This window comes from Mesorhizobium sp. B2-3-2, from assembly GCF_006442295.1.
GTDB lineage: Bacteria > Pseudomonadota > Alphaproteobacteria > Rhizobiales > Rhizobiaceae > Mesorhizobium.
In genome coordinates, this window is the sequence record NZ_VFWA01000002.1 from 596,405 (window position 1) to 621,621 (window position 25,217).

The 25,217-nt window shown below is 63.6% G+C and carries 23 protein-coding genes and 1 pseudogene; 11 read left to right on the forward strand and 13 right to left on the reverse strand.

Going from position 1 to position 25,217, the window contains the following annotated elements:
- Positions 1-27: 27 nt before the first annotated feature.
- Positions 28-1,500: a tlde1 domain-containing protein gene (locus FJ964_RS08150; protein WP_318013050.1), complete on the reverse strand. Its 1,473-nt coding sequence runs from the start codon at positions 1,498-1,500 to the stop codon at positions 28-30.
- 760 nt (positions 1,501-2,260) lie between these two features.
- Here FJ964_RS08150 and FJ964_RS08155 point away from each other — a divergent pair.
- Positions 2,261-2,557, forward strand: a pseudogene (locus FJ964_RS08155) (TauD/TfdA family dioxygenase); the annotation flags it as partial.
- 4 nt (positions 2,558-2,561) lie between these two features.
- Here FJ964_RS08155 and FJ964_RS08160 read toward each other — a convergent pair.
- The gene (locus tag FJ964_RS08160; RefSeq protein ID WP_140549891.1) at positions 2,562-3,818 is read right to left on the reverse strand and encodes a hypothetical protein; all 1,257 of its coding nucleotides are present in this window, start codon (positions 3,816-3,818) and stop codon (positions 2,562-2,564) included.
- A gap of 142 nt (positions 3,819-3,960) precedes the next feature.
- Between FJ964_RS08160 and FJ964_RS08165 the strand changes: the two genes are divergently transcribed.
- Both FJ964_RS08165 and FJ964_RS08170 read left to right on the forward strand, forming a co-directional pair.
- Entirely contained in the window at positions 3,961-4,989 is a 1,029-nt protein-coding gene (locus FJ964_RS08165; protein ID WP_140549892.1) for a CapA family protein, read from the forward strand.
- A gap of 163 nt (positions 4,990-5,152) precedes the next feature.
- The gene (locus FJ964_RS08170) at positions 5,153-6,121 is read left to right on the forward strand and encodes a DUF3137 domain-containing protein (protein ID WP_140549893.1); all 969 of its coding nucleotides are present in this window, start codon (positions 5,153-5,155) and stop codon (positions 6,119-6,121) included.
- Positions 6,122-6,137: 16 nt separating this feature from the next.
- Here FJ964_RS08170 and FJ964_RS08175 read toward each other — a convergent pair whose 3' ends face one another.
- The 3 genes from FJ964_RS08175 to FJ964_RS08185 all read right to left on the reverse strand — a co-directional run bounded on the left by FJ964_RS08175 (position 6,138) and on the right by FJ964_RS08185 (position 8,615).
- Positions 6,138-6,632 (reverse strand): DUF2314 domain-containing protein, encoded by a 495-nt coding sequence (locus FJ964_RS08175; protein WP_140549894.1) that lies wholly within the window; start codon positions 6,630-6,632, stop codon positions 6,138-6,140.
- A gap of 149 nt (positions 6,633-6,781) precedes the next feature.
- On the reverse strand, positions 6,782-7,303 hold the full coding sequence (locus FJ964_RS08180) for a hypothetical protein (protein WP_140549895.1): 522 nt from the start codon (positions 7,301-7,303) through the stop codon (positions 6,782-6,784).
- Positions 7,304-7,502: 199 nt separating this feature from the next.
- Complete coding sequence (locus FJ964_RS08185; RefSeq protein ID WP_224713180.1) at positions 7,503-8,615, reverse strand: hypothetical protein; 1,113 nt, start codon at positions 8,613-8,615, stop codon at positions 7,503-7,505.
- An 808-nt stretch (positions 8,616-9,423) separates the two neighbouring features.
- Here FJ964_RS08185 and FJ964_RS08190 point away from each other — a divergent pair.
- Positions 9,424-10,362: a diacylglycerol kinase family protein gene (locus tag FJ964_RS08190; protein ID WP_140549897.1), complete on the forward strand. Its 939-nt coding sequence runs from the start codon at positions 9,424-9,426 to the stop codon at positions 10,360-10,362.
- 11 nt (positions 10,363-10,373) lie between these two features.
- Here FJ964_RS08190 and FJ964_RS08195 read toward each other — a convergent pair whose 3' ends face one another.
- The 4 genes from FJ964_RS08195 to FJ964_RS08210 form a co-directional block, all read right to left on the reverse strand.
- The gene (locus FJ964_RS08195; protein WP_140549898.1) at positions 10,374-10,844 is read right to left on the reverse strand and encodes a hypothetical protein; all 471 of its coding nucleotides are present in this window, start codon (positions 10,842-10,844) and stop codon (positions 10,374-10,376) included.
- A gap of 159 nt (positions 10,845-11,003) precedes the next feature.
- Complete coding sequence (locus FJ964_RS08200) at positions 11,004-11,927, reverse strand: NAD(P)-dependent oxidoreductase (RefSeq protein WP_140549899.1); 924 nt, start codon at positions 11,925-11,927, stop codon at positions 11,004-11,006.
- Positions 11,928-12,185: 258 nt separating this feature from the next.
- The gene (locus FJ964_RS08205) at positions 12,186-13,400 is read right to left on the reverse strand and encodes a mandelate racemase/muconate lactonizing enzyme family protein (protein ID WP_140549900.1); all 1,215 of its coding nucleotides are present in this window, start codon (positions 13,398-13,400) and stop codon (positions 12,186-12,188) included.
- Positions 13,397-15,013 (reverse strand): GMC family oxidoreductase N-terminal domain-containing protein, encoded by a 1,617-nt coding sequence (locus FJ964_RS08210; protein WP_140549901.1) that lies wholly within the window; start codon positions 15,011-15,013, stop codon positions 13,397-13,399. Before FJ964_RS08210 ends, FJ964_RS08205 begins: the two co-directional genes overlap by 4 nt.
- A 206-nt stretch (positions 15,014-15,219) precedes the next feature.
- On the opposite strand from FJ964_RS08210, the gene FJ964_RS08215 reads away from it, so the two are divergent.
- Both FJ964_RS08215 and FJ964_RS08220 read left to right on the forward strand, forming a co-directional pair.
- Positions 15,220-16,161, forward strand: a complete 942-nt coding sequence (locus FJ964_RS08215; RefSeq protein ID WP_140549902.1) for a phosphoribosylaminoimidazolesuccinocarboxamide synthase — start codon at positions 15,220-15,222, stop codon at positions 16,159-16,161.
- 138 nt (positions 16,162-16,299) lie between these two features.
- Positions 16,300-16,695 carry an acyl-CoA thioesterase gene (locus FJ964_RS08220; RefSeq protein WP_140549903.1) on the forward strand — a complete coding sequence of 132 codons (396 nt, stop codon included), beginning with the start codon at positions 16,300-16,302 and terminating at the stop codon, positions 16,693-16,695.
- A 93-nt stretch (positions 16,696-16,788) separates the two neighbouring features.
- Here FJ964_RS08220 and FJ964_RS08225 read toward each other — a convergent pair whose 3' ends face one another.
- The gene (locus FJ964_RS08225) at positions 16,789-17,157 is read right to left on the reverse strand and encodes a helix-turn-helix domain-containing protein (RefSeq protein ID WP_181165214.1); all 369 of its coding nucleotides are present in this window, start codon (positions 17,155-17,157) and stop codon (positions 16,789-16,791) included.
- A gap of 103 nt (positions 17,158-17,260) precedes the next feature.
- Between FJ964_RS08225 and FJ964_RS08230 the strand changes: the two genes are divergently transcribed.
- Entirely contained in the window at positions 17,261-17,866 is a 606-nt protein-coding gene (locus FJ964_RS08230; protein ID WP_140549905.1) for an NADPH-dependent FMN reductase, read from the forward strand.
- A gap of 177 nt (positions 17,867-18,043) precedes the next feature.
- Here FJ964_RS08230 and FJ964_RS08235 read toward each other — a convergent pair whose 3' ends face one another.
- Together FJ964_RS08235 and FJ964_RS08240 are read right to left on the reverse strand one after the other, a co-directional pair.
- On the reverse strand, positions 18,044-18,565 hold the full coding sequence (locus FJ964_RS08235; protein ID WP_181172398.1) for a hypothetical protein: 522 nt from the start codon (positions 18,563-18,565) through the stop codon (positions 18,044-18,046).
- 157 nt (positions 18,566-18,722) lie between these two features.
- Positions 18,723-19,115 carry a gamma-glutamylcyclotransferase family protein gene (locus tag FJ964_RS08240; RefSeq protein ID WP_246676172.1) on the reverse strand — a complete coding sequence of 131 codons (393 nt, stop codon included), beginning with the start codon at positions 19,113-19,115 and terminating at the stop codon, positions 18,723-18,725.
- 297 nt (positions 19,116-19,412) lie between these two features.
- Between FJ964_RS08240 and FJ964_RS08245 the strand changes: the two genes are divergently transcribed.
- Complete coding sequence (locus FJ964_RS08245; protein WP_140550018.1) at positions 19,413-20,291, forward strand: DMT family transporter; 879 nt, start codon at positions 19,413-19,415, stop codon at positions 20,289-20,291.
- A gap of 108 nt (positions 20,292-20,399) precedes the next feature.
- On the opposite strand, the gene FJ964_RS08250 is transcribed toward FJ964_RS08245, so the two are convergent.
- Complete coding sequence (locus FJ964_RS08250) at positions 20,400-20,630, reverse strand: hypothetical protein (RefSeq protein WP_140549906.1); 231 nt, start codon at positions 20,628-20,630, stop codon at positions 20,400-20,402.
- A 69-nt stretch (positions 20,631-20,699) separates the two neighbouring features.
- Here FJ964_RS08250 and FJ964_RS08255 point away from each other — a divergent pair, with 69 nt between their 5' ends.
- Genes FJ964_RS08255 through FJ964_RS08265 form a run of 3 tightly spaced genes read left to right on the forward strand, consistent with a single transcriptional unit; the run spans position 20,700 to position 25,203 of the window.
- Complete coding sequence (locus FJ964_RS08255) at positions 20,700-22,124, forward strand: family 16 glycosylhydrolase (RefSeq protein WP_140549907.1); 1,425 nt, start codon at positions 20,700-20,702, stop codon at positions 22,122-22,124.
- Between the two features lie 13 nt (positions 22,125-22,137).
- Positions 22,138-23,883 carry a type I secretion system permease/ATPase gene (locus FJ964_RS08260; protein ID WP_140549908.1) on the forward strand — a complete coding sequence of 582 codons (1,746 nt, stop codon included), beginning with the start codon at positions 22,138-22,140 and terminating at the stop codon, positions 23,881-23,883.
- Between the two features lie 3 nt (positions 23,884-23,886).
- Positions 23,887-25,203 (forward strand): HlyD family type I secretion periplasmic adaptor subunit, encoded by a 1,317-nt coding sequence (locus FJ964_RS08265; protein ID WP_140549909.1) that lies wholly within the window; start codon positions 23,887-23,889, stop codon positions 25,201-25,203.
- Positions 25,204-25,217: the final 14 nt, after the last annotated feature.

Genomic DNA, 25,217 nt, shown 5'->3' on the forward strand with positions numbered 1-25,217 from the left:
AATGCCGGTGATGCCTGCCGATTGCGGTCAGGCGCCGCGTGCGTTGTCCGCCACGCGTGTCGGCGATCCGTTCAGGCGCGGCACCACGACGAGGCGCTTGATCTTGCCCTTCTTGAAGGCGGCGAGGAAGCGCGCATAGTCCTTGAAGGCGACGCATCCACTGGACTGTGCGTAGCGGCCCCGAAGCAGGTAGGTGTGGGCCAGCAGGCCGTCACGATTGTATTTATTGCGGCCATCGACGGGCGTCAGACGCAAAGCCTCGACACCATGAAAGCGCGACTCGCGCAGCGACAGATTGTAGGTGTTGGGCGGTGTCGGTCCGCGGTTCTTTTGATCGGCATAGCGCGGCTGGTCCGCCATGGCGCCGATGCCCGAATGCGCTTCGAGCCTCGAACCGTCGGGCATGTAGACGGTCTTGGCGCTGATGTCATAGACGGCGACGCCGCTGCCGGCTCCGCTCCTGGAACCGCCCGGCGCGTTAAACAGGTTCCTGAACGCCTGGCCGAAGCCGCCCGAAGGCGTGTCTGGCTTCGCATAGGCCAACGCGTCGCCGCCATCTGCCGGCCGGCCCTGCCGGGCCGGCTTTGCCGGCTGGGCTTGCTGGACCGGCTTTGTCTGAGGTGCCGGCTTCTGCTGCACAACCTTGGGCTGTTGAGCCGGCTTTTCCTGCTCCACCGACTTCAACGGCTCCGGCGCGTCGAAATGCGGGCGACGGGTCGGCAGCGGCACGTCATCGGTGAGCGCGTCGGGTAAAGCTGCGGCATCGCCCGGCTGCTCCTGCTGCGTTTCGACGGGCGAAACCGCGACATCGGCCGAAGACTCGGTCATCGGCAATGGCGAGGCGAAAGCCTCGTCCTCGACAGGCAGCGACCGGGCGAGCGCCAGGGCCAGTTGCGAATTGTCCGGCGTGCCGGCATCCGGCCGGGCAAAATGCATCGGCTGCGGCGCGGTCTGGACAACCACCGAGCCGGTGTCGATCCGGGCGAAGCGCTCCGCCGCGGGTGCCGGCAAGTCTTCCGACAGGCTGGCGACGAGCTTGGCGCCCGGCACCAGCGATGCCTCGGCGACCTGTGGAGCGGAGGTCGAGATGACGGGACGGGCGGATGCGCCGGCCGCGACCACGGGCTTGGCCGCGTTGGCGAATACGGCGGCGAGCTTGCTTGGCGAGAGTGATGCCTCCATGCGCTCGAAGCGCTCCTGCGAGGTCGTCTTGGCGATCGTAACAGGATGTACCGTGGACGCGGCCACGAGGCGCGCCGCTTTTTCCGCCCGGGGGGCGAGCGCGGCCAGCCTGAAACATCCGGAGCCGCATTGCACGGCATGGTTGTTCAGCGCCTGCGTGCCGCCATCGGCGTTGGCCAGTGTGGATGGCGCAGCGGGCGACAGCAAATGCTGTTTCAGCGGATCGGCAAGAGCGAGCGAGCCCGGCATCGCCAGCCTCTGCGGCAGGACGCTCGAGGTCGACGACAGCGAAGCGCCGACGGAGCTCAGACCAGCCATTGTCCCGACCAGCCACAGGCCAACGGCAGCGCTGACGCCGGGCACGGCGACCCAACGGACCATCCGCTTAGAGTTGAGGGATGAGGCACGTGACGTGTTGTCGGCAGTTTCGCCGTCCCACCGCCTGTCCCCGACGATTTTCTTACTCAAGAACGCCATTCAACCAATCTTGCTCCAATCGGCTCCCACGTCCGCGGCTGTGATAGCCGCGACGACCATTCTGTGAGTGATCCCAGGTGGTCCCCGACGCGTTTGCCGCGCCTGTCTTTGGTTGCCGATTGCTTCAAAATATGGACAAAGTTGGTTAACCAATCCCTCTCAAAACCAACCGAGAGACGTGGACTTTGTGCCAAAAAAGGCTCGTCCACGATCATGAACGCGGTATTGCAGCCCTTCCAAGACTATTTTGCTGCATGCTTTTACGGGCCGAGTCAAGCAAAACAGCTCTTGCTAATTGAAGCGAATGGCCGTTCCAGCGGGTCCGCGACGCTAGCGCGTGTCATTCCGCGCTGCCGAGCAGGCCCATGGCGTCGCCCAAAACCGCTACCGCCCGCCGCAGATTCCCGGCCCGTATGGCGGTCTCACGGCGGCCCTTGATCGGCCACCGGGTTCTCCGGCAGGCCGCGCCGTCCGGCCTCGTGCTGTCGGCGCTGTTGGCTCGCCTTCAACGATAGACCTGCTTGGCTTCACACTGGCAGGGTGCTGGTCGAACTGACGCGATTGATCTGCGACCCGCAAAACCAGTTCCAGCACCGAGCTTCAGCCCGGCGAGGTGCTGGTCTTCGACAACCAGCGCGTCCTGCATGGCCGCACGGCGTTCGATCCGACCTTGGCCGTGCGCCATCTCAGAAGCTGCAACGTCGATCGCGACGGCGTGCACAGCGCCTTTCGCACGCTGGCGCGGCGGTTCGCGCCGGAGGAGGCGGAAGCGGTGCTGTACCAGGGCGCGATCTTCCGAGGCGTTGCGACGGAGCTTCTACCTCCCCCTTGTGGGGAGGTCGGACCGCAGGTCCGGGTGGGGGCTGGCGCCGACCACCCAGGAACGCAGTCCTGTTAGGCCGTCAATTGAACCACAGCGCAAATGTCAGAAAACCACCGCCGCCGAATTCGCTCTGGATCTGGTCGAAATCGTCGCTGGTCAGGATTGTGCCGCTTTCGAGATACGGCGCGATGGCCGGGCCGGTGATCGACAGCACCAGGTCGAAAGGTTTCGGCTCGTCGAAGAAGCGCTTCATGTTGATGCCCTTGCCGGCAATGCGGAAGTGCGGCAGCAGCACGCGGCCTTCGAGGAGGTCCTCGGCCATGGTCAAGGTGGCGAGCCAGGCCGCGACCTGCTGCTCGCCGACTTCGAGGCCGGTGAGCGGGTTTTCGCCCTTCTGATGCGGCCCCGGCAGCCATTCGCGGTCATTGTCGGTCTCGGCGCGGATTGCCTTCCAGTCCTCGCGCGACAGCCGGATCATTTCCAGCAGGTGACGGCGCGCTGCCTGCCGCCGTTCGGGCTCGACGACCGGCCAGTTCACGAGATGCACCAGAGAGATGAAATCGGCGATGCGCCATTCCGAGGAGAAGATGCTGCTGCCCATGTCGCCAGCCGGCGGGACAAGAATGTCCTGCAACGGCAGTTTTGCACGCGGGAAGAGCATGTGGAAGGAACCGTCGAACGTGCTCCTGAAATCATGCGCCAGCCAGAAATCGGCCTGCGCCATCAGGAATTCGGCATAGCCCTGCAGCCAATAACCGTCGGCGCGGTCGAAGCGGAAGGTGAGCGCAGGCCCGGCATCGTCGGGCGCTACGCCGCCGCGCGACAGCGAGGCCATGATGGCGGCGATGCTTTCGTCGGGCGCGATCGTGCCGTCCTCGTCGAGGTCGATGCCGACGTGGGTGAGGTCGATGACAATGCCGATATCGGCATCGGCCGGCACCGAGCCGAGCGTGGCTGCGGATTTCTCGAGCCGGTCGCGGAAGGCAACCAGAATGGCGCGGAACTGCTCGTAGCTCAGCGGCTCGGGATTCGGGTTTTCCGGCACCGGTAGCCGCATCAGCGGCAGCATGAAGGATCGCGGGCTCTCGAAGCCGTGGCGGTGCAGGCCGCTGGCCAGCAATTCAAGCGCGCTGAAGAATTCGCCGGCGCCGGCGGCATAGGCGGATGCCGGGTCGGTGGGCGCGGCTGCCTCCAGCGCCGATAACGCCGTGTCGCGCGCGACCACGGTTTTGGCCTCGAACAGAGCGGCCGCGCTTTCGGGCATAGCGGCCTGGGCCGAAGACATCGGCAGAACCAGAGCAAGTGCCAATGCCAGCAGGCTTGCCAGTGGTGTCATTTTCCCCCTCCCATGGCGTCGTGCCGGCAATCATACACGCATTTGCAATGCCGCGTCTGCCGGCCCGGACGCATGATTGTCATTGGGCTGGCTTCAACGCGCCCGGCGGACGGTCTACACAGGGCAAACGATTGGGCATCGCGTGTCGAACTATCCGCTCTCCTACAAACTGTCGTGGCTGCCGCGGTTCCTGAAGCCGTCGCTGGCCGGTGATGTGCAGGGCTTCGCGCCGATGGCCGGCACGATGATGGATCGGGCGCCGGGGCGGACGGTGCGGCTCGCCTTCGTCGGCGACATTTCGGCGGTGGCCAACCGCCGCGCGCCGGACTGCGATCCGGCGATCAAGACGCTGCTTGGCGCGTCCGACCTGGTGATCGGCAATTGCGAAAGCCCTGTTGTGGACAAGCCAAACGCCGTGCTCGGCACCAGGCTCGGCACCCATCACGCGATGAGCGAGCGCTTTCTCGGCGACGCGTTGGCGGCAGTCGGCATCGCGCGCGAAAGACTGGTGCTGTCGCTGGCCAACAACCATGTGCTCGACCAGGGCGTCGCCGGTTTCGACCAGACCGTGGCTGCGCTCGCGCGGCTCGGTATTCGCACTATTGGCCTCGCCGGCAACGGCCCGGTGCAGCCTGTCGAAGTCGGACCGCTGACTGTCGGGTTCGCCGCCTTCACGTTGTGGCGCAATGCGGGCGAGGACCTGTTCGCCGGCCGCGTTTCGATGGCCGGCGATATTGCCCGCCGGCGAGGTGACGGGTTCGATCTCCTCTGCGCCGTGCCGCATTGGGATTGGGAGTTCCGCCACTTTCCGCGCGCCGAAACGCGGACACTGGCGAGGCGCCTGGCAGGACAGGGCGTCGGGCTGATCGCCGGCCACCACGCCCATGTCCTGCAGCCGGTGGAGCGGATCGGCGATACGATCGTCGCCTATGGACTTGGCGATTTCCTCGGCACCGCCCTTGTCCGCCAGCCTTGGCCGGGACGCATTGGCGGGATCCTTGTCGCCGACATCAGCGCCGATGCGGAAACGCGGGGGTCTGTCGTTTCCTACCGAATGCATCCGTTTGTGCGGCTGCGCGCCGGGGATCATGAGCGGCTGGCGCCGGTGGAGGGATTGGAGGGCCGCATGCGTGACAAGGTGGAGAGGCGGTTGAGCGCGGTTTTTCCGTAACTACAGGTGTGGACATCGGCCAAGATCGCCATGTCGGCGCTTTTCCAAGCGCTGATGATTGGCGAAATGAGGGGTGGCGCAAGCATCTGTTGAAAAGGCGCCACAGTCGATCCTTCAGACAAAACCGGCTATCATGAACCGGTCCGGGCAAGCGGGGGTGGCGGTGGAAACAGCGGATTTCATGCCCGGCGACGCCGTGATTGCCGGCATCCGGAAAAACATCGAGGCCTGTGAAGCGGCGCGGGCTTCGGCAGTGTGGCAGGTGCGCTGGCGGGTGCCGCTGTTCGTCGGCCTGGCGCTGGCGACGGTGGTGCTGATCGCCTGGCTGTTCAACAAGATCGCCGATCCCAACGAGCAATGGTTCTCGACCCCGCATGTGTTCCTCTATGTCGCCGGCTTCGCGGTTTCGATCCTGCTTTATTTCCAGGCGATGAAACCGGCGACGCGGCTGCAGCAATCATTTCGGCAAACACTGCTGCCCATCATCTTCAGCTTCATCCGCGACGTGCGCTATTCGCATGGCGGGCGGCCAAACTCCTTCGACCGGCTGCCACGCGAGGCGGTCGGGGCGTTCAACCGGCAGTCGTTCGACGATGTCGTCTCCGGCCGCTACGAAGAGTTTTTGTTCGAGCTCTACGAAGCGGAACTGCGGGAAGGGGCAGGCAAGGGCTCATCGACGGCCTTCAAAGGCGTGATCGTCGCCTTCGAAGCCATCGAGCCGTTCTCGGGAATCCTGGTGGCGACGCGGCGGACCAATGCGGTCGTCGGCTTCTTCCGCGGCATGTTCGCAGCCAAGATGCAGGAACTGTCGTCCGGCGTGCCGGAACTCGATGCCGCCTATGAGTTCCGCACCGACAATGCCGAGGCGGCGCGGCCGTTGGTGAGCGGCCGGTTGGCGCAAGCGCTGAAATGGCTGGGCGAAACTTGGCCGGAGGAACCGGCGCGCGTGGCCCTCAACGGCAGCGACGGTTTTCTGCTCCTGCCGCAGGCGAAGAATTTCTTCGAACTGCCCGCCCTTTCGGTGCCACTGGACTACCAGGCCCATGTCGCGCCGATGATATCGGACATGGGCGCCATGCTGGCGACGGCGGCGCTGGTGCGCAAGATCGGCGCCAGGGACGAAGCGGCTTGATCGGCCGGCGTTCCCGTCAGCAGTCGAAGCCGTACTTTTCGCGCATATCGTCCGCCTCTTCTTTCGACATCCGCTTGAACATCACGCAGATCGTGAAGCTGCCGACCTGATGGCCGTCCCGCGTATATCCCCAGTCGGAAATGTCGTCCCTGGTGAATTCTATGTTCTGGCCGAGCACGACGTTGTGCACTGCCTCCGGCTCATTGGCCAATATGCCGACAAACCCTGTCCCGGCGCGGCGGAACGGTATGACCCAGAAGTGCTCGGTGACATGCCCCTCCCGCACCTTGACCTTCAATTTGAACCTGTTCGTGCCGGAGGGAGGCATTTCGGACAGTGCCAGGAATTCATCCAGGCCGGCGAGCGCCTGCTTGGTCGCCGCAGCCATGTCGGGATCGCCCGGAGCGAAGATGATCCCCTTGTCGTCACCTGGATCCACGCCTTGCGCGCCGACCGATCCCGGAGCAAGCGCCAGCATCAAGGCAGCCGCAGTTCGGACCGCTGGTTTCATGGAAGGCCCCCCTTCATCATTGCGGTCGACACAATGCTGCATTCCTATCCAGCTTGCAACCCTGGCGCGAGTTTGCCCCTTCAGATCCAAGGTGGCGGCGACCGATGACAAGACCGGCATTGGTGACGCCGGTGAAGAAGGCTTCGTCCCTACAGCTTGCTCGGCACCAGGCCAGCCAGCCAGTTGGCCGACCGCTTGGCCATGTCGGCGGTTGCCGATACGGCGCGGCCAAGATCGGTCTTGACGACGGCATAGCCGTTTTTCGTGCGGTAGAGCGCGCCGGTGCCGCCATCGACCACCTGTTCATAGGCGACCGGCCGCGCGGCGGCCGCTTCCATTGCCGTCGTCGGCGAGCCGACCGGGACGGTCGGCCTGTGGCTCAGTTCGGGCGGCAGCGGGCTCGTCGGTTCAACGGCGCGGCTGGCGGGCTTCAGCTCCGGGCGCGAAGCGGTCGCGGCCAGTTGCGAGGAGGACGCGGAACCTTTCGCGCGGCAGATGCCAGAGACGAGCGGATAGTTGAAATTGCGCTCGTGCAGCATCTGGCTCTTCATAGCCGCCTCGCACTCGGCGATGGTCGACCACTTGGCCGGCGTCTCGCCGATATATTCGCAAAGCTTGGCGTCGCAGTCGCAGCCGACGATGGTCATGGCGACAAGGGCGGTCTTGATCACGGTCTCGTCCCCTCGATGTGCCCCTCGGCAGCCCATTCAGATGCATGTCGCGACCCATTGGGTGCAGCCCGCGGGCACGCTTTAGGCGACATGCGACAGTCCATCGCGCGCGAACAAGGCGGGATTTGGCCACGATTGTGGAATGAGCATGGCGGGGCGCTCGACACAGCCGTTCTCCGCGCACCGTGGCCGAAAGGCCTCAGTAGTCGTAGACGTGCTCCAGCCTGGCGCCTGATTTGATCAGCGCCGGCAATACCAGATGCAGCTTGGGTACGGCTACGACCATGCCGGTGCGGCGTGTCGATGGATCGGCCGGCAGCGGATAGCTGAACAGGATGCGCATGCCTTCGGGGACGGCGATCGAATCCGTGGAGAGCACGGTGACCATGATCTCGTCATTGCCGCCGATTTTGACGAATGAGACGCCCTTGTCGATCAGGCGCGGGATCATGTCGGTGAACACCTGATAGCGCCTGGTGACGAAAACGGTGCCGTCGGGGCCGTAGTCGCGTTCGAGCAAGGTGTCGGCTTCGTTGCGCGTCGCTTCGCCGACCGGCCCCCGGGCCCAGACATGGATGTCGAGCAAGGCCGGATCGGGCGTTGCCGCGAGTGCCTGCCTGATCAGGTCGGCATAGAACTGCTTGATAGTGTCGGCGAGGCCGAAGGCAAGCTTTCGTTCGCTGGAGCGCACGGCGCTGTCGCCCGGCGCCGGCTGGACGGCGAAAAGCCCGGCGCGCTTCTCGGCATACGGAAACTGGTACCACGGCCCCTGGTCGAGGAAGGCGGCGTATTCGGCCGCCACCTTGCCCTGGTAGATGTCAGTCGCCGTGCGCCTGCCCGCAATCGCCTCGGTGATGCGGCCGACCGTGTTTTCATAAGCCCATTGCAGGGCATGCTCAATCGTGTGGCTGGTGCCGATGACGACCGGCATCTGGTGGTTGGCGTAGTTGAATTTATAGGCGGAGCTGGCGCGGATCACCATGGCGTAGTCCTGCCAGAAGCGGCCGACATAGGCAAAGTAAGGAAAGCCGCTCGGCTGGTCCTTGGCGACGAAACCGGCATATTCGCGCGCGGCATAGACGATGGCCCATTCCGGGTAGGTGAGAAAGGTCGATTCCTGCGGCCGCTGGTAGCCGGGGATTTCGGCGCGCACCCTGGCGGCGAGCGCCGACGGCGGCGCGCCTTCGGCGATGCCCGGCAAGGGTGCCTTGTCCAGCGACGGCGTCGTCAGGAAACCGTAGGCCAGCCCGGCGACCGGGATCAGGACAATGATGACGATCAGCCAGAGGATCGTCCTGATGATACGCTTCATGAAGCGGAACAGGACCATGGCCGGTCAGGCCGTGGCGGCGGCAAGCTTCTGAATCAATGTCATGAAGTATCCCCCTTCAGCGAGCCGCCTGCAAACGCAGGCGGGCTCTGACAAGGCGATACTAACCGATTTTGGCGCGCGGTGAAGCGGTGCCCGCAACTTCCCCGGGAAGGCGCCTGAGCGGGAAGGAAAAAGACAGTCGGCGCCGGGATTTCTCCCAGCGCCTCCCTGTCAGACCAGGACACGGTCACGGCAGCAACTTCCGTAAAGTCGTCGCACCATACCGGCCTTGATGTTGACGGTCCTGCCAGTCGCCGCCCGAAGGCCGCGCCCGTTCCAGACCACGCCGGTCTCCACCCTTGCGGGCTTTGCCCTGCGGCCATCGAAGGTTTTTGCCGTCCTTCATGGCAGCATCGGTCCGCCGTCGGCGTTGGCACGCTTTCCGCGGCCCCGTAGGTCTCGGCTTCCGTCCCTCGAAGCAGGCGAGCCTGCTCTCGCTTCGGGCCGTACGGGCCTCAGGAAATCCGCCTTTCACTTCGCCTTTCGGCGAGATGATCGGTAGCCGCCTGAGATGGGTTGAATTTACACCGGGGAAGGGCCTTCGGGAATGGCCCTGAGGCTGTGGATAGCGGGATTATCGGGGACCATTGCCAGAAGCCTCGGAAATTCAGGCGCCAAGGCCTTAGACAGCCTGCCCCGCTTTTTCGGCCTGGAACCGAGAGCGCCTATTGCTCCGCCAACGGGCGCGGGCTTCAATGCCGGCAAAAGATCGGGCCGCGTGCTCGGCGCCTTGCGGGGAGGATGCGCATTGAAGGTCGGGGTGGTACTCAATCCGATTGCCGGCGGCGGCTGGCTGAAACGGCATTGGTCCGAGGTCGCCGCTTCGCTGAAAGACCACTTCGGCGAGTTCGAACTGCGCGAAACGCAGGCCGAAGGCGACGCCGAGCGGCTCGCGCTCGACCTCGCGGTAAACGGGTTCGACCTGGTGATCGCGGCCGGTGGCGACGGCACGGCGAGCGAGGTGGCCGACGGGCTGCTGCAGGCGTCGATGGAAAACGGCCGCGCGCCCGAACTCGGCCTGCTGCCGTGCGGCACGGGTATCGACTTGGCGCGCGGGCTCGGCCTGCCGAAGGAGGTGGATGCGACGCTGAAGCGGATCGCCGGGGCCAAGGGCAGGGCGGTCGATGCAGGACGCATCTGCTATATCGACGACCATGGCGCGCTGGCCAGCCGGCACTTCGTCAACATTGCGAGCCTGGGGCTCTCGGGCGCGACCGATCGCGCCGTCAATGCGGACAAGCGCAAGGGCAAGGTTGCGGCCAAGGCGTTGTTCCTGTGGCGCACCGTGGTCGAATTCGCCCGCTACCGGTTCCAGGATGTGACGATTTCGGTCGACGATGGCGCCCCGGTCGAGGCGCGAATGGCGCTGGTGGCGGTGGCCAACGGCAAATTCTTCGGCGGCGGAATGATGATCGCGCCGGACGCCGACCTGACCGACGGCCAATTCGACATCGTCATCCTGCGCGCGGCCAGCAAGCTGAAGCTGATCTGGGATATCCGCCTGCTCTATGGCGGCAGGCATCGCAACCATCCGGCCATCACCATATTGCGCGGTAGGAAAGTGGTGGTCGAACCGCTGGGCGACGTGGAAAAGAACGGCGCGCTGGTCGACATCGACGGCGAGTCGCCTGGGCGCATACCGGCGACCTTCGAGATCCTGCCCGGCGCGCTGACGCTCAGATATTGAGCGGATGGTATTCAGGCCGGTCGCACGAAGGTGGCGGCGAGAAAGAATGCCAGCACCACGAAGATGAACAGGTCCGAGATCATGGCGATGTTCTCATTGGTGTTGCGGCCGCCCTTGTGCAGATGCAAGGCGCCCGCCAGCCCGTAGAACAGGCCACCCGACATCGCCGCCGGCACTACCCAGTCGCGGTTCAGCAGCGAGACGGCGCCGAGCACGCCGATGGCGAAATTGCCGAAACCAAGCTCGCGGACAATGACTTCCGCCGCCTTGTCCTTGATGCCGAAAATCGTGTCGGCGGTGAAGGCAGGGTTTGCCATTTGCCTCATCCCAGCCAGCAACAGCCGCGTGCCCACAGCCCAGAAAACGAACCACTTGCCGATGAGAACAACGAGGCCGGCATCGCCGTGGAACGCGAAGGTTTCGACGAGAATCGAGGCGACGGGAAAGACACCCATCAAGAACACGACGACTGCCAGATACATGAACCGCCCCCAAAGCCTCCAAGGCTTTCGCGCCATCGGGTTATCTGAGCGGAGCTCAGGTTCTGAATCAAGCGGCTGCGGGATTGATTCAGGTCTTTTCGAAACTGAATCCGGCTATCTGCCCAAGCAGATGAAATTGCCTGGTTTTCCGGTCCTCGGTCAGATTTCGAGCTTGGCCGGGAAGCCGGGCGCGCGCAGGTCGGTGCCGACCGTATCTTCCAGCAATTTGACGATCTGAGTCGACCAGGCGCCGCCCCCATAGGCGGCTTTGCCCTGCTCAAAAATCGCGTTGACGCGCGCGGCAAGGTCGAGCGGCACGCCGGATCGTTCGGCCAGGACCAATGCGAAGCCGAGGTCCTTCAACGCCAGGTCCATGGTGAAACCGATATCGTAGGAGCCGTTCAATATGAGCTGGCTTTCGGTCTCGTGGACGAAGCTGTTGCCGGAGGAGGCAACGATGGCATGATAGGATTGGGCGAGATCGAGCCCGCCCTGCTTGGCAAGCATCAGTGCCTCGCCGGCGGCGACGAGATGGATGAAGGCCAGCATATTGGTGATCACCTTGATCACCGCCGCCGAGCCGATCGGTCCCATCAGGAAGGACTTCGCGCACATCGTTTCGATCGCCGCGCGATGGCGTTGGTAGAGTGTGGTATCGCCGCCGACCAGCGCGGTGATTTTCCCGGCCGCCGCCAGGTGCACGCCCCCGGTGACCGGGCATTCCAACGTCTCGATCCCCTTGGCCGAGGCGAGCGCCGCAAGCCGCATGATCTCGTCGCGGCCATTGGTCGACATCTCTATCCAAGTGCCGCCTTCGGGCAATCCTTCGAGCAGACCGCCGGGGCCCGAGAGCACCGCTTCGCTGACCTTGGGCGAGGGCAGGCAGGTGATGGCATTACCGGTCCGGGCCGCCGCCTCGGCGGGGCTGCCGGCAGCAGTTGCGCCGAGCGCGACGAGGCGCTCGACGGCTGCTGGGTCGCGGTCGACAACGGTGACGGCAAAACCGTTCCGGACCAGGCTGGCGGCAAGGTTGCCGCCGAGATGGCCAAGGCCGATGAAGGCGTAGCTTTGCTTGTCGATCATGCGTTGTTCTCCATCAATCCGCGGTCCGGCAAGCGTGCATGAAAGCCCCTCATCCGGCTGCTTTGCGACCACCGAGCGAAGAAGAAGGCGCGCTGCGCCGTGATCCTCGGGCTTGTCCCCAGGATCTGCGGTCAGACGAGGACGTGCCGCGGCCAGAAATCGGACGCCGGTAGGTTCTCGGGACAAGTCCGAGAATGACGAGCCTGGTAGCCCAATGGCAACCTAATGCGATAGCCGGGCGGCTGGGCTTTCGCCGTTTCACGGCATCAGCGGCGTTTGCATCATCTGCAAATGCAGGTCCTTGCCGGTGTAGGGATGGGCTTCGCAGACGGCTTCGTTCAGCTCGACGCCGAGGCCGGGTTCCTTCGACGGGATGACGTTGCCGTCCTGCCACTCGATCTTCTTCTTGAGCAGCGTGGCGTGGAAGCCGTCCCATTGCTTCAGTGATTCCAGGATGAGGAAGTTGGGCAATGTCACCGCCAGCTGGATGTTGGCGGCGCCGACGATCGGTCCGCAATAGCAATGCGGTGCGATCTGGATGTGGTAGGCCTCGGCCATGGCGGCGATCTTCTTGGTTTCGAGAATGCCGCCGGAGCGGCCGAGGTCCGGCTGCAATATGGTCGCGGCCCGGTTCTCGATGACCCGAGCGAATTCGAATTTGGTCGTCAGCCGTTCGCCGGTGGCGATCGGGATGGAGGTCGCGCGGGCGACTTGCGCCATTACTTCGGGCATGTCGGGCGGCACCGGCTCCTCGAACCACAAGGGGTCATAGGGCTCGATGGCGCGGGCGAGCCGTAGCGCACCCGAAGCGGTGAACTGGCCGTGCGTGCCGAACAATATGTCGGCGCGCGTGCCCACCGCCTCGCGGATCGCCTTGATCATTCGGGTCGAGACATCGATGTCGAGCAGGCGCGGCTGGTGGCCGTCGAAGGCGGTGTAGGGACCGGCCGGGTCGAGCTTGACGGCATTGAAACCCTGCTCGACATATTCGAGCGCGCAGGCCGCCGCCATTTCGGGATCGTTGTAGACATTCCTGCCGTTCGGGGCATCCTCGGAATGGACGCTGCCAGTATGCGGATAGAGATAGGTGTAGGAGCGCAGCGTCTCATGCACCTGGCCGCCGAGCAGCTTGTAGACGGGTTTGCCGGCTTCCTTGCCGATGATGTCCCAACAGGCCATTTCCAGCGCCGAAAAACAGCCCATGCCGGACACGTCGGGGCGCTGGGTGAAGCCGGAGGAATAGGCGCGACGAAAGAAGTTCTCGATGTCATGCGGATCGCGGCCGACGAGATAGCGCTCGGCCATGTCCTCGATCATCCTGGCCGTGACATGGGCGGAGAAGGTGGCGTTATAAGCCTCGCCGTATCCCACCACACCGCCATCGGTGGTAAGCTTGACGAAGATGAAATACTTGCCGCCGATGCCGGGCGGGGGATTGCCGACAACCCAGGTCTTGACGTCGGTGATCTTCATTCTTGGTCCTCCAGAACCAGTTCGGCGCCTTTCCATCCGGTCAGGATCGAGGCGGCGTTGGTGTTGCCGGTGATGTTGTCGGGGAAGATCGAGGCGTCGATGACGCGCAAGCCTTCCAGCCCATGTACCTTGAGGCGCGGATCGACCACGGCGCGCGAGGGATCGGGTCCCATGCGGCAGGTCGAGACCGGATGATAGACGGTGCCGGAGCGTTTCCTGAAATCCGTGATCAGGTCGGCGTCCGAAGTGATTGACGGGCCTGGCAAAACCTCCTCGGCGATGATCTCGGCCATGGCCGGCATCGAGGCGATCTTGCGCACGAATTTCACCGCCGCCAGCATCTCCTCGACATCGGCATTGGTCGAATAGGCGTTGGCGACGATCCTGGGATAGTCCAACGGATTGCTGGAGCGGATCATGATCTCGCCGCGGCTCGACGGGCGGCAGTTGGACAGGCCGATGGAGAAGCCCGGCCAAGGGTCGGGAGTCAGGATCGGACGCTCGCCGCTCTTCGGGATCACGGTCGAAAACGCCTGGAAATAGAGCTGCATGTTGGGGCGCGAAAAGGCCGGGTCGGTGCGGAAGAAGCCGCCGCCATGGTTCATCGACAGCGACAGCGGGCCGGAGCGCGTCAGGATGTATTGCATGCCGACCATGAGCTTGCCCCACCAGGGACGCAGGATCTGGTTGAGCGTCGGTAATTTGCCCTTGAAGGTGTAGTTGATGCCAACATGATCCTGCAGATTGGCGCCGACATTCTCGTTGGCGTGAATGATCGGGATGCCCAATCCCTTCAGCAGCGCCGACGGACCGACGCCTGAGAGTTGCAGAAGCTGCGGCGAGTTGATCGAGCCGGCCGACAGGATAATTTCGCGGCCGGCGCGGACCGTCTTCGTCTGGCCGTTCTGGAGATATTCGATGCCGACCGCGCGCTTGCCTTCGAAAAGGATGCGGCTTGCCAGCGCGTTGGTCTCGACACGGACGTTTGCGCGCTTCATCGCCGGACGCAGGAAGGCGCGCGCGGCCGACATGCGGCGGCCGTTGCGGGTCGAGATCTGGTAGATGCCGACGCCTTCCTGGGCAGCGCCGTTGAAATCGGGATTGAACGGCAGTCCGGCCTGCTGGGCGGCGGCGAGGTAGCGCTTTGTCAGCGGGTGGACGGCATCAGACGTATCACTGATGTGCAGCGGGCCGCCAGTGCCGCGCCATCTGTCGGCCCCGGCCTGGTTGTCTTCCAGCGCCTTGAAGGCCGGCAGCAGGTCGTCGTAACCCCAGCCGGGATTGCCGGCGTCGCGCCAGTCGTCGAAATCCTCGCGCGCGCCCCTGATCCACACCATGGCGTTGATCGAGCTCGACCCGCCGAGCAGCTTGCCGCGCGGCCAGTGGTCGACATTGCCGCCAAGACCGGGATCAGCTTCCGTCTTGTAGTTCCAGTTGACCGTGGGGTCGAAGAAGGTCTTGCCATAGCCGAGCGGCATCTGCACGTAGAAGCGGCGGTCGCTGCCGCCGGCTTCGAGCACTAGCACGGAGAAACGGCCCGAGGCCGAGAGCTTGTTCGCCAACACCGAACCGGCCGAACCGGAGCCGACGATGATGAAGTCATAGGTCTGCATGATGGGTACGGCCGGCTCCGGAAATCTGGCCGCAGCCTAGACGGGGCGGGCTTGCCGCGTCGCTGGACCTTCCGGCATGCGTTGTGAAAAAAGCGACCGCGATGCCGGGTCCATTTGCGGGGAAACCCTTAACATCCCGCTTGATACGCATGGGGTCGACAGCCTATGCGAGGACATCGGCCACTCTGCGCAAGGCAGGAGATCCCATGCGTGTCCTGTCGGATGCTTTCATCCCCGAACTGCCGGGTCACTACAAGGGCAAGGTCCGCGAGAATTACGACTTGCCGGACAACAGACGCATCATCATCGCCACGGACCGCCTCAGTGCCTTCGACACCATCCTGACCTCGATCCCGTTCAAGGGCGAGATCCTGACGCAGACGGCGCGGTACTGGTTCGAGGAAACCGCCGATATCTGCCCGAACCATGTTCTGGAATATCCCGACCCGAACGTCGTCGTCGGCACCAGGCTCGACATCCTTCCGGTCGAGATCGTGGTGCGCGGCTATCTGGCGGGCACCACCAGCACCTCGATCCTGACGCGCTATCGTCGCGGCGAACGGGACATGTACGGCATGCGGCTGCCGGACGGTCTGCGCGACAATGAGAAGCTGGCCGAACCGATCATCACGCCGACCAGCAAGGCCGCGCATGGCGGCCATGACGAGCCCCTGTCCAGGGCCGAGATCATCGAACAGCGCCTGCTCACGCAGGCGCAGTGGGACACCGTCTCGGATTACGCCTTGAACCTGTTCGCCCGCGGCCAGGCGCGCGCCGCCGAGCGCGGCCTGATCCTCGCCGATACGAAGTACGAATTCGGCATCGACAAAAACAGGACGATCATCCTGGCCGACGAGATCCACACGCCCGACAGCAGCCGGTACTGGATCGCCGGGAGTTACGAACAGGCCCTGGCGAACGGCACGCGGCCGGAGAGTTTCGACAAGGATTTCATCCGCTCGTGGGTGACGGCGCGCTGCGACCCTTACAGGGATCCTATTCCGGAAATTCCGGATGAGATCATCGAACAGGCCTCCAAAGTCTATGCGCAGGCTTACGAGGCCATCACCGGCAAGGCGTTCGTCCCCGACGTTTCCGGGCATACCGTTCTGGATCGCATTCGAGCGAACCTCGAGCGCTATTTCTAGAACGCCGCGAGTCCTTGCGTGGGACGCGAAATGAAGGTCAGAGCCGGCACGAGCCGCGGACCGCGATCATCCCGCGTTGACGCGTTGGCGCCTTGACGATACGGGATCAGCAGCAGTCGATCTCTGGGGATATCTTGCATGGTGCACTACGCGGACGGACGGCCGGTCGGCGATCTGACGCTGCGCACGCTGGCCATGCCTTCGGACGCCAATGCCGCCGGCGACATTTTCGGCGGCTGGGTGATGGCGCAGATGGACCTTGCCTGCGGCATCCGCGCCGCCGAGCGCGCCAAGGGCCGGGTGGTGACGGCGGCGGTCAAGGAGATGTCGTTCGCCAAGCCGATGAAGATCGGTGACACGTTGTGCATCTACACCCATGTCGAGCGCGTCGGCCGCACCTCGATGACGCTCAAGGTCGAGGCCTGGGCGCAGCGCTATCTCTCCGACCTGATGGAAAAGGTCACGCACGCCGATTTTGTCATGGTGGCGCTGGACGGCGAGGGCAAGCCGAAGGCCGTTCCAGCCGAAAGCTAAAGCCCAGGACCGCTGTCGAACTGTTTTTAAGTCCGGGTGGGTGGTGCAGGCACGAAGACAATCAGTCAACGATTGCTGAACGACAGTAGAATTTCAGCCATGCAGACCATCGAATTTCGCACGCGCGGCCCGCACGCGCGTGGTGTTCCTGCGCGCCCATTCGCCGAGCGCGCTGACGGGGACCAGCAGTTCATGGCCGAGTTCGGTCAGCTCGTAATCGACCCGCGGCGGAATGGTCGGGAACACGGTGCGGGTGACGAAACCGTCGCGTTCCAGCCCGCGCAAGGTGGTGGTCAGCATCTTCTGCGAGATGCCGCCGACAGCCGCGCGCAGCTCATTGAAGCGCAGCGGTCCGTCGCCGAGCTTGCCGACGACGAGCACGGTCCACTTGTCGCCGACGCGCTGCAGGATTTCCGAAACGGCACGGCAGTCTTCGGTGTTGTGCGGGTTCCTCAGTAACAAAAAGGTGCCTCCTTGCGCACGAAGTTGACAGGAACTCATATAGCCCCGGTATCCAAACGATACCAGTCTTACCTGCCCCGGAATTGCTTACCAGGAGAGCCCTATGTCCAAACCCAAGATCGCCATCATCGTCGGTTCGACACGCGCCGCGCGCTTCGCTGACGTGCCTACCCAGTGGATCGCCAAGATCGCCAAGTCGCATGCCGACATCGAGGTCGATGTCGTCGACCTGCGCGATTTCCCGATGCCCTTCTTCGACGAGGTCGCATCCTCCGCCTGGGTGCCGTCAACCAACGAGGTGGCGCAGCGCTGGCAGAAGAAAGTCGCCGAATATGACGGCTTCATCTTCACCGCCGCCGAGTACAATCACGGCCCGACGGCCGTGCTGAAGAACGCCATCGACTACGCCGCCAATGAATGGAACAAGAAGCCGGCCGGCTTCGTCGGCTATGGCAGCGTCGGCGGCGCCCGGGCCGTCGAACAGCTCCGCCTCCATGCGGTCGAATTGCAGATGGCGCCGGTCAAGTCGGCCGTCCATATCGCCTGGGGCGACTTCCTCGCCGTGCGTCAGGGCGAGAAGAAGCTCGAGGAGATCGAGCACCTGAACCAGGCCGCGACCGCGCTGGTCAACGACGTCGCCTGGTGGGCCAAGGCGCTGAAGAGCGCGCGCCAGGCCGACGCCATCGACGAGGAAATCAAGGCGGCCTGACCGCTTCGAAATCATCCTCCCAAGGATGTGGGGCGGCGCTTGCGCCGCCCTTTTTTGGTGTTGAGGGTTCCTGCGCGGGAAAGCCGAAGAGTTGCAGTTTCGATCGATTAATTCGCTTGCGACGGCGCCTGCGCAGGATAACAGCGCCGCCCAGCCATCGGCCCAAAATCGTGCGTGTCAAATGCCGGCCACCGCGAAAAGCCAGGCGAGGATATCGAACAACAAAAGAACGAGCGCGATCTGCAATGCTACCCGAAGCCGCTGGATGATGCGCCAGTTGCTGGCCATGTCCGCCTTGATGCGAAGGGCAAGCGCGCGCTGCATGGCCGATATCTTCAGCGGCCTGTCGCCATCGACATAGTGATGGAGCAGTTCTTCCGGATCGAAGCGGAACGTGTATTTGTGATAGGGCCAAAGCAGGAAGACGATCAGCCCGCCAATGCCGAACAGCAGGGCCACTGCGATCCAATCCCAGAGCCCGAGCCCGTCGGAAAGCGCCCTTGCGCCAAGTAACGAGTTCACAAACGCGGTGGCAAAGATGAGGCTGCCGGCGCGCGTGTTCATGTTCTCGACGAGGTTCTGCTGATGATTGAGGCCTCGCACCGCCTCCTGATAGATGAACGCCAGGCGAGGATCGTCGTCGGCGGGATCGCTTGCGACTGCCGTGTTGCTGTCTCGAGTGCCGGTACGTTCAGTCATCTGGATGCTCTCTGCCGCATCGGTGATGCGTCACCTTAGCTCAAAATCCCTCGCCGAAAAAAACTGCCGGAGTATCCGTGGCGAGGTGGATCCTTGGCGTCGCAGAAACGAGGGCCGAACCAGGCGGGAAACGCCATGCACTTTTCCTGGAATGGTTCTAGCTGCACGATGAGAGCGTGAAGCGCCGATCATCGTAGTCCTCGAGATATCCGGAGTGGATCGGGGCGGCGAGATGCCGGGTCTTCATGTAGACATATGCCGAGACAGGCGCCCCGCCACCGACAGGCTCTGCTTCGATCAGCACGCGCAAATTTCCGGGCTTGCCGACGGATTCCATCCTGTCGAGGTTTGCCAAGGCGCGATCGTCCACAGCGTAGAGTTCACCGCCGACCTGGAAGCCGACGCCTGGCTCATTGAACATCATCGGAGCGAAGCGAGGTCCTGCGATCAGCATCGGGAAGCGCTCTCGCGTCCTGTAGACGCCCAGAAAGGCGGCTTCGGACAAACCCTCGCCGTGAAGGGGAAAGCCTTTCTTCAAGGTGCCAAACACGAAGAGTTTCCGCATCATGCGCAGGGAACGTCGGCCAAGCCTGGAAGTTCATCTGTTTTCATCAACGTTCGGGGCAGCGGAAGTGAGCAACACAGCGGAGTTCAGCATCGTATCCGGGCCGAGCCATGGAGCTGTGGAGATTGCTTTCGCGCGATCACGGACGGACATGGGATTGGCCCTCCATATGGGCGGAGCTGCCATCTGGCTCGGCCATTCTGCCCTGATATATCCGGCTGCGTTCCATCACATGAGCAAAGCCCCGTGAAGTCGTCCAGCCTGGCAGGCGTCGTTTCCCCCATGATCCCGGTGCTGGTGTGCGCGCTCGGCATCTTCCTTCTGTCGGGAATGGATGCGGCGATGAAGGTCCTGGTCATTGCAGTCGGCGTCTACAACACGGTGCTATGGCGCAGCATGCTGGCGAGCGTGGTCGCGGGCGCCGGCTGGTCGGCAGGGTCGCGCGTGTTTCCCGCCCTTTCCGTGCTGAGACTGCATGCGCTGCGTGCCGTTGTCGTCGGCATTGTCCTGCTGTCGTTTTTCTGGGGCCTTGCCAGACTGCCGCTGGCGGAGGCGATCGGTCTCAGCTTCGTGGCGCCGCTGTTTGCGCTCCTCTTGGCCGCGCTGTTGCTGGGCGAACGGATACAACGACAGGCGATCTGGGCATCGCTGGCCGGCATTGCCGGGGTCGCGATCATAATAGCCGGACAGTTCGGGCATGCGACCTATGCCGAGGATGCCCTGCTCGGCACGGCCGCCGTGTTGGTATCGACGGTCTTCTACGCCTACAATCTGATCCTTGCGCGGCAACAGGCGCTGCTGGCCAAGCCGATCGAGATCATGCTGTTCCAGAACCTTTGCGTTGCCGTCATCCTCGGTCTTGCGGCGCCCTGGCTGGCCGTTGCGCTGCCGAGCGAGCTCTGGCTTCCTCTCGCCGGGGTGACGGCGTTGTCGCTCGCCGGCCAATTCCTGATGAGCTGGGCGTACGCGCGCGCCGAAGCGCAATATCTGATCCCGACCGAATACTCCGCCTTCATCTGGGCGATCGCGCTTGGCTGGTTCTTCTTCGACGAGGCGGTGACCTGGACCACGCTGGCGGGAGCGGGCCTCATCGTGGCCAGTTGCCTGATCGCCTCGCACTCGAACCCGAAGCTTTCCGAACCGATCGAAGCCGCGGTTTGACGGTCTTCCCCTGAGACAAATAGCGGGCACCGCGCCGCCGGCCCGAGGCCTGTTCCCTCGCTCGATGCGCCAGCCCTGGAATTCGCCCATTGCTCCAGAGCGGCAATGTTACGGCCCGCCAGAAAGCCGGAATCGCCTTTTTTGACCTACGCCACGCGTGGCGGCAAGTATATCTCCGTTTTTCTCGGTATAAGTGAGAATTTTATTAAAAGTTTTACTGATTTCATTACGATCCATAGACCATTCTCTGACCTGTAGTGCTTCCGCATCAAAAAATGTCATCCAACAGCCGATGTAATGCTGAACTGTGTGGCAATCTCCTGGAACGACATCGTGCATGGCAACGTTGCTCCGTGAGCGGTTGCCGTTTCGAATGACCTTGAACAGGCGCGAGGAAAGGATTTCCTGATGAGCACCGTCGTGAACGCCAAAGGCATTCCTCTCCCCTATACGGGCACGTCCACCCATTGGTTCTCGGCGACCGGATCCGGGCCGGAACTGCACGGCACCTCCGGCAACGATTCCTTCTGGGGAGACGCCAGCGTCAACGTCACCATCTATGGCGGTGCGGGCGACGACTATTACCACCTCTATTCCACCAACAACAAGGTGGTGGAGGATCCCGGGGCTGGCATCGACACGATCGACACATGGATGAGCTACAAGCTCCCCGAAAATTTCGAGAACCTCGTCGTCACCGGCGCTAATCGCTATGCGTTCGGAAATGCGTTGGACAACATCATCAAGGGCGGCTCCGGCCATCAGACACTGGATGGCGGCCAGGGCAACGACGTGCTGATTGGCGGCGGCGGCGCCGACACTTTCATCATCACCAAGGGCAACGGAAGCGACCTGATCACCGATTTCGGCGCCGACGACACGGTCCGCCTCAATGGCTACGATTTCATGTCGTTTGATGACGTCAAGGCCCATATGACCCAGGCAGGAGCGAACCTCTTGCTGAACCTCGGATCCGACGAGGTGCTGGTGTTCAACAACACGACGGTGGACAAGCTGGCGCCCGGCCAGTTCGAACTGCCGATCGACAAGTCAGGAATGACGCTGTCCTTTTCGGACGACTTCAACACGCTCAGCCTTTGGAACGGCCATGACGGCACTTGGAATTCCAACTTCTGGTGGGGTGCGCCGAACGGAAGCACGTTGAGCAGCAATGGGGAGCTGCAATGGTACATCGACGCCAACTACGGCCCGACCAGTTCAGTGCATCCGTTCAGCGTGGAAAACGGGGTCCTCACCATCACCGCGGCGCAGGCGCCGGCAGACATCAAGCCACTGATCAACAATTACGAATACACCTCGGGCATCCTGACGACCCACGAAAGCTTCTCGCAAACTTACGGCTATTTCGAAATGCGGGCGGACCTGCCCGAAACGGCAGGAGCTTGGCCGGCCTTCTGGCTGCTGCCGGAAGACGGCTCGTGGCCGCCGGAGCTGGACGTCCTGGAAGCGCGCGGGCAGGATCCGAACACGCTCATCATGACGGCGCACACGAACGAGACGGGACAGCACACCAAGGTCTCTTCCTCGGTGAATGTTTCGGACGCCGACGGCTTCCATACCTATGGCCTGCTGTGGACGCCGGATACGCTCGTCTGGACATATGACGGCGTAAAGGTCGCCGAAGCCGCGACGCCGTCCGACATGCACACACCCATGTACATGCTGGCCGATCTGGCCGTGGGCGGCTTTGCCGGCGCGCCTCCCGACCATCTCGCCACGCCGGCGGAGATGAAGATCGACTACATCCGCGCCTATACGCTGGATGACCTGCAGCACCACCCGTTGGACGTCGCGGGCGACCACTCGGCCTAGGGAAATGCGGGAAATGATTGGACAATCAGGTCTGCGGGCGGTCTTGTGGCGCGCCATCGCCGATGTCGGCGTTTTCTCGTTGCTGATCAACGTCCTGCTGCTCGTGATCCCGTTGTATCTGTTGCAGGTGTATGATCGGGTCCTGCCTTCTTCCAATGTCGAGACGCTTGTCTACCTTTCGATCATCGCGGTTCTCGCGCTAGCCTTTCTGGGTTTTCTGGACGCAGTGCGTTCCATTTACACGCAGCGCGTCGCGGCCAGCATCGACAGCAAGCTCGGTGCGCAGACGTTCGCCGCCTCCCTCGCGCCCAACCATGCCTCCGCAGGCCTGTCGCCATTGCGCGATCTCGCCTCGGTATGCGCCTTCATCAGATCGCGCGGCGTGGCGGTCCTGTTCGACCTGCCGTTCGCTCCCGTGTTCCTTGGCCTGCTCTACCTGATCCATCCCGTGCTGTTCTGGCTTACCCTGACTGGCATGGCGATGCTGCTTGCACTGGTCCTGGCAACCCAGCTTGCCGTCGGCAGGAACGACGCCTTGTTTTCACGACGTTCGGCGGTCGCCAGCCAGTCGGAGCAGGCCTTTGCCCGCAACGCGGAGACGCTGCGCGCCATGGGCATGGTCCAGAACGCCGCGCGGGCGTGGGGAAAGCACGTCGCCGAAGCGCTGATCGTTCATGACCGCGCATCGACGGCCAATGCGATCTTCAGCGGAACGTCGCGTGCCGTGCGGATGATGCTGCAACTGGCGATACTGGGTGTGGGAGCATGGCTGGTCCTGCAAGGAAAGATGACGGCCGGGATGATCTTCGCATCCTCTCTGGTCTCGTCGCGCGCGCTGCAGCCGCTCGACCAGCTGATCGGCTCGTGGCGGCAGATCGTCGACGCCAGGCGGTCATGGAAACGCCTGGAGGCGACCCTTTCGGCGCATCCGACCGGGGCGCAAAAACTGGCCTTGCCTGATCCGTCAGGCGCGATATCGGCGCAGGATCTGATCTACATCGCGCCAAATACGCCAGGCAGTCAGCCCATCGTCAAGAGGCTGAATTTCCACATCGGGGCCGGCGAGGCGGTGGCGATCGTGGGCCCGAGCGGAGCCGGTAAATCAACGCTCGCCAGATTGCTTGTCGGTGCGCTCCAACCGGTCAGCGGCTCGGTCAGGATCGACGGCGCGGACCTCAGGACCTGGGACGAAAAGCAGCTTGGAAGGCATATCGGCTATCTCGCGCAGGAGGTGGAACTTTTCCCGGGATCGATCGCGGAAAACGTCGGCCGCTTCGATCCCGATGCGGACGATGCCTCGATCGTCGAGGCGGCAAAGCGTGCCCAGGCCCATGACCTGATTTTGGCGCAGCGCGACGGCTACCAGACGATGATAGGTCCGTCTGACAGGGCGCTGTCGGGCGGCGAGCGCCAAAGGATCGGGCTGGCGCGCGCCCTCTACGGCAATCCCAGAATTCTCGTTCTGGACGAGCCCAACGCCCATCTCGACGGCGCCGGCGAGGCGGCGCTCGAAGTGGTGCTCTCTGCCGCGCGTGCGGCAGGGACTACCTTGATCGTGATCACGCACCGCCCTTCGATGGCAGCGGCCTGCGACCGCGTGATGCTGCTGCGCGACGGCGCGATCGAAGCCTTCGGTCCGAGCAGCGATTTGCTGCGGCAGCCGCTCGCCGGCAATTCTCCCCAGCAGAATACGGTGGTGACGGGGTCGTTCGCCACGACGATCCGCAGCGCCCCGCAAAAAACCCGCTTTGGATCGTAGACGATGGCAGTGCAGGGCCTCGCCGGGGAACGCAGTCCGCGCACCGACACGGGACGCGTGGCATTGGCCGGCTATGCTGCGATAGCGGTATTTGCAGGTTGCTTCGGCTATTGGGCGGTCAGCGCCCCGTTGGCCGGCGCGGTGATCACGCAAGGCACGATCTCGGCGATGGGCGGGAACATCCTCATCCAGCACCCCGAGGGCGGCATCGTCCAGGAGTTGCTGGTCCACGAAGGCGATCGCGTGCGGCAGGCGCAGGATCTGATCGTGCTGGATCCAACCGCCGCGCAGGCCGAGCTCAACCGGCTGACGAGGCAGTCGATCGCGCTCAGGGCAAGTGCGGCGCGGCTGGAGGCGGAGCGGGACGGGCTGGACAGGCTGGCGCCGATCACGACAGCGGCGCCGGCGCCGCTTCAGCACGATTTCGAAATGCTGCTTCGGGAACAGCAGAAGGAGTTCGACGCCAGGCTCGCCCGGTTCCGGTCGGAACGATCCATCCTCGCGCAGCGGGTCGCCATGCATCGGCAGTCCGTCGTGGGATTGAACGCCCAGAAACAAGCCATCCAGCAGCAGGTCGAGGTGGTGAAGAAGGAGCTCGGCATCAAGACCAGCCTTTTGGACAAGGGCCTGACCAACCGCACCGAATACTCCCAGCTTCTGCGCAGCGAAGCCGACCTCGTCGGCCAGGCGGGGGCACTGGAGGCTAATCTTGCATCGGCCAGCACCCAGATCGTCGAAGCGCAGGAGCAGACCGAGCGCTTGACCACGCAACGGGTGGAGGAGGCGCTGACGAAGCTGGACGAGGTTCGCTCCAACCTGGCCGACATCGAGGAACAGATCAGGGCGGCCGCGGCGGTGCTGCGGCGCACGACAATCAAGGCGCCGGCAGCGGGCATCGTGGTGTCGTCGACCTACAATTCCAAGGGCAGCGTAATCGCCCCGGGCGAAAAGATCATGGAGATCCTGCCGACGGTATCGGGATTGGTCGTCGACGCGAAGCTGCGGCCGAAGGACATCGATCAGGTGCGCGTCGGCCAGACGGCGAAACTGCGATTGTCCGCCTTGAACACGCGGCTCACGCCCGAGGTTCCAGCCACCGTGACACAGGTTTCCGCGGATCGGCTGATCGACGAGGCTACGCGTGAACCCTATTTCCGGGCGAAGCTGAAGATTGACGCCCTGCCATCCCGCGTGAAGCCCGAACAGCTCTATCCCGGGACGCCGGTCGAGGCGTTCATCAGCACTGGCGACCGGACTTTCCTGGAATATCTCGCGCGGCCGATGCTCGATTCCTTCGCCCGCGCCTTCACGGAGCAGTAGGCGCGGACCGACGA

Excerpts from the sequence above, each read along its gene's own strand:
- FJ964_RS08150 (WP_318013050.1), bottom strand. The coding sequence starts at position 1,500 with ATGGCTGGTCTGAGCTCCGTCGGCGCTTCGCTGTCGTCGACCTCGAGC.
- FJ964_RS08160 (WP_140549891.1), bottom strand. The coding sequence starts at position 3,818 with ATGACACCACTGGCAAGCCTGCTGGCATTGGCACTTGCTCTGGTTCTG.
- FJ964_RS08175 (WP_140549894.1), bottom strand. The coding sequence starts at position 6,632 with ATGAAACCAGCGGTCCGAACTGCGGCTGCCTTGATGCTGGCGCTTGCT.
- FJ964_RS08185 (WP_224713180.1), bottom strand. The coding sequence starts at position 8,615 with ATGAAGCGTATCATCAGGACGATCCTCTGGCTGATCGTCATCATTGTC.
- FJ964_RS08195 (WP_140549898.1), bottom strand. The coding sequence starts at position 10,844 with ATGTATCTGGCAGTCGTCGTGTTCTTGATGGGTGTCTTTCCCGTCGCC.
- FJ964_RS08200 (WP_140549899.1), bottom strand. The coding sequence starts at position 11,927 with ATGATCGACAAGCAAAGCTACGCCTTCATCGGCCTTGGCCATCTCGGC.
- FJ964_RS08205 (WP_140549900.1), bottom strand. The coding sequence starts at position 13,400 with ATGAAGATCACCGACGTCAAGACCTGGGTTGTCGGCAATCCCCCGCCC.
- FJ964_RS08210 (WP_140549901.1), bottom strand. The coding sequence starts at position 15,013 with ATGCAGACCTATGACTTCATCATCGTCGGCTCCGGTTCGGCCGGTTCG.
- FJ964_RS08215 (WP_140549902.1), top strand. The coding sequence starts at position 15,220 with ATGCGTGTCCTGTCGGATGCTTTCATCCCCGAACTGCCGGGTCACTAC.
- FJ964_RS08220 (WP_140549903.1), top strand. The coding sequence starts at position 16,300 with ATGGTGCACTACGCGGACGGACGGCCGGTCGGCGATCTGACGCTGCGC.
- FJ964_RS08230 (WP_140549905.1), top strand. The coding sequence starts at position 17,261 with ATGTCCAAACCCAAGATCGCCATCATCGTCGGTTCGACACGCGCCGCG.
- FJ964_RS08235 (WP_181172398.1), bottom strand. The coding sequence starts at position 18,565 with ATGACTGAACGTACCGGCACTCGAGACAGCAACACGGCAGTCGCAAGC.
- FJ964_RS08245 (WP_140550018.1), top strand. The coding sequence starts at position 19,413 with ATGATCCCGGTGCTGGTGTGCGCGCTCGGCATCTTCCTTCTGTCGGGA.
- FJ964_RS08250 (WP_140549906.1), bottom strand. The coding sequence starts at position 20,630 with ATGCACGATGTCGTTCCAGGAGATTGCCACACAGTTCAGCATTACATC.
- FJ964_RS08255 (WP_140549907.1), top strand. The coding sequence starts at position 20,700 with ATGAGCACCGTCGTGAACGCCAAAGGCATTCCTCTCCCCTATACGGGC.
- FJ964_RS08260 (WP_140549908.1), top strand. The coding sequence starts at position 22,138 with ATGATTGGACAATCAGGTCTGCGGGCGGTCTTGTGGCGCGCCATCGCC.
- FJ964_RS08265 (WP_140549909.1), top strand. The coding sequence starts at position 23,887 with ATGGCAGTGCAGGGCCTCGCCGGGGAACGCAGTCCGCGCACCGACACG.